At 73.8% G+C, this 2,913-nt stretch carries 1 protein-coding gene; it reads left to right on the plus strand.

Translation table 11 applies throughout. The annotated features are described in order from the left end of the window. The coding region (locus ACF1GV_RS42470) for an SDR family NAD(P)-dependent oxidoreductase (protein WP_391692518.1) at positions 1–2,913 on the plus strand (2,913 nt) is incomplete at both ends.

Below are 2,913 nucleotides of genomic sequence, written 5' to 3' on the forward strand. Positions count from 1 at the left end.
CGCCCTCACCCAGGACACCATCACCCGCACCGACACCCTCCTCGTTCCCACCCTCCACAAGAACCTCAACGAACCCCACGCCGTCATCCGCGCGGTCGCCGAACTGCACGTCAACGGGACGCCCGTCGACTGGCAGGCCTTCTTCGCCGGCGGAGGGCACACACCGCGCCGGGTCGACCTGCCCACGTACGCCTTCCAGCGCTGCCGGTACTGGCTCGACGCGAGGACCGGGCGCGGGGAGCGGATTGGTGGTTCACCGGTGGAGGGCTGGCGTTACCGGGTGGTGTGGCGGCCGATGCCGGATGCGTCCGAGACGGCTGAACTCGCCGGTGAGTGGCTGCTGCTGCTGCCTGCGGGTCACGAGAGCCGGCCTCTCGTCCGTGACGTCGTCCGGGCTCTGGAGGTCGGGCACGGTGCCGTACGCCAGCTCGTGCTCGACACCACCGAGGCCGATCGGGCGCGATTCGCCGAGGAACTGCGAGGCACATGCGCAGAGTTGGTCGTCCCGGTGACGGGTGTGCTATCGCTGCTGGCACTCGCGGACACCGGCCGCGAGGAGGAGGAAGGTACGGTCGCCCCGACCCTGGCGCTCGTCCAGGCGCTCGGCGACGCGGGCGTCGAGGCTCCTGTCTGGTGCGCCACCCAGGGCGCGGTCACCACCGGCGGCTCCGACCCGCTCACCAGCCCCGCCCAGGCGCAGGTCTGGGGCCTGGGGCAGGTCGCGGCCCTGGAGCACCCCGACCGCTGGGGCGGCCTCGTCGACCTGCCCGAACAGCTCGACGAACGCGGCGACGCACACCTACGAGCCGTGCTGGCCGCCGCGCCCGGCGGTGAGGACCAGGTGGCGATCCGCGCGGCCGGTGTCCTCGCGCGCCGACTGACGCGGGCGGCAGGCGGCAGCGGTACGCCCTGGCAGCCACGCGGCACCGTCCTCATCACCGGCGGCACCGGCGCGCTCGGCGCACATGTGGCGCGCTGGGCCGCCGAGCACGGCGCCGAGCACCTGGTCCTCGCCGGCCGGCGCGGCGGCGAAGCCCCCCGGGCCACCGCCCTCGGCGACGAACTCGCCGCGCTCGGCGCCACGGTGACCTTCGCGACCTGTGATGTGAGCGACCCGGAGTCGGTGCGCGCCCTGATCGCCGAGCACCCCGGCCTCACCGCGGTCGTCCACACCGCGGGCACCCTCGCCGACGGCGTACTCGACCACCTCACCGCCGACCGCCTCGACCACGTCCTGCGGCCGAAGGCCACCGCCGCGGCGCTGCTCGACCGGTACACGCGTCACCTCGACCTGGACGCGTTCGTCCTGTTCTCCTCCGCGGCCGCCACCTTCGGCAACGAGGGTCAGGCCAACTACGCGGCGGCCAACGCCCACTTGGACGCGCTGGCACAGAACCGCCACGCGCTGGGTCTGCCCGCGACCTCGGTGGCCTGGGGTGCCTGGGCGGACTCCGGCATGGCGACGGGGCACGCGGCGGCCGAGCAGTTGCACCGCAGCGGGTTCCCCCCGATGTCCCCGGAGCTCGCGCTCAGCGGGCTGGGCCAGGCCGTCGGCCACGGCAATCCGGCCGTGACCGTCGCCGACATCGACTGGGCCCGCTTCGTACCGGCGTACACCGCCGCCCGTCCCAGTCCGCTGATCTCCGACCTGGCCGACGTACGGGACCTCCGGGCGGCGGCCGGGCCAGCACTGTCCGGCGGCGCACAGCACGGCGAGGAGTCGTCGCTCGCCGGGCGGCTCGCGGCGCTGACGGCGCCGAAGCGGGCGGAGCTGGTGCTGGAACTGGTGCGTACGCAGGCGGCGTTGGTGCTCGGTCACGCCGGGCCGCAGTCGGTGGCGCCGAACCGCGCGTTCAAGGAGCTCGGCTTCGACTCGCTCGGCGCGGTCCAGCTGCGCAACCGGCTGAACGCGGCCACCGGGCTGCGGCTGACCACCAGCGTGATCTTCGACTACCCGACGGCGAGCGAACTCGCCCGCCATGTGCTGGGCGAGTTCCCTGGCCTCGGAGGTGACACTGCCACAGCTGGGCACATGGCCACCTCCGGCGCGACGGTCACCGGCGACGACCCGATCGCGATCGTGGGCATGGGCTGCCGCTTCCCGGGCGGGATCCGGACGCCCCAGGAGCTGTGGACGCTGCTGGCGGCCGGCGGTGACGCGGTGTCTCCGTTCCCCGCCGACCGCGGCTGGGACCTGGACGCGCTCTACGACGCCGACCCGGACCGCTCCGGCACGTCGTATGTGAGGGAAGGTGCCTTCCTCCAGGGTGTGAGCAAGTTCGACGCGGCCTTCTTCGGCATCAACCCGCGCGAGGCCCTGGCGATGGACCCGCAGCAGCGGCTGCTCCTTGAGACCTCCTGGGAGGCCTTCGAACGGGCGGGCATCGACCCGACGTCCCTGCGTGGCAGCAAGGCCGGCGTCTTCGTCGGCAGCAACGGGCAGGACTACGCCACCCTGCTCCGGCAGGTGCCGGAGACCGTCGAGGGCTACCTCGGTACGGGCATCGCGGGCAGCGTGGCGTCGGGCCGGGTGGCGTACACCCTGGGCCTGGAGGGCCCGGCCGTCACCGTCGACACGGCCTGCTCCTCCTCGCTGGTCGCCCTGCACATGGCCGCCCAGTCCCTGCGCTCCGGCGAGAGCTCGCTCGCCCTCGCGGGCGGCGTGACGGTCATGTCGACTCCCGAGGTCTTCGTGGAGTTCAGCCGACAGCGGGGCCTCGCCCCCGACGCCCGGGTCAAGGCCTTCGCCGAGGCCGCCGACGGCACTGGCTGGGGCGAAGGCGTGGGCATGCTGCTGCTGGAACGGCTGTCGGACGCGCGGCGGAACGGGCATCCGGTCCTGGCCGTGGTCCGGGGTACGGCCGTCAACCAGGACGGCGCCAGCAACGGGCTGACCGCGCCCAACGGCCCCTC

The sequence above is a fragment of the Streptomyces sp. NPDC014006 genome, from assembly GCF_043088925.1.
Lineage (GTDB): Bacteria > Actinomycetota > Actinomycetes > Streptomycetales > Streptomycetaceae > Streptomyces.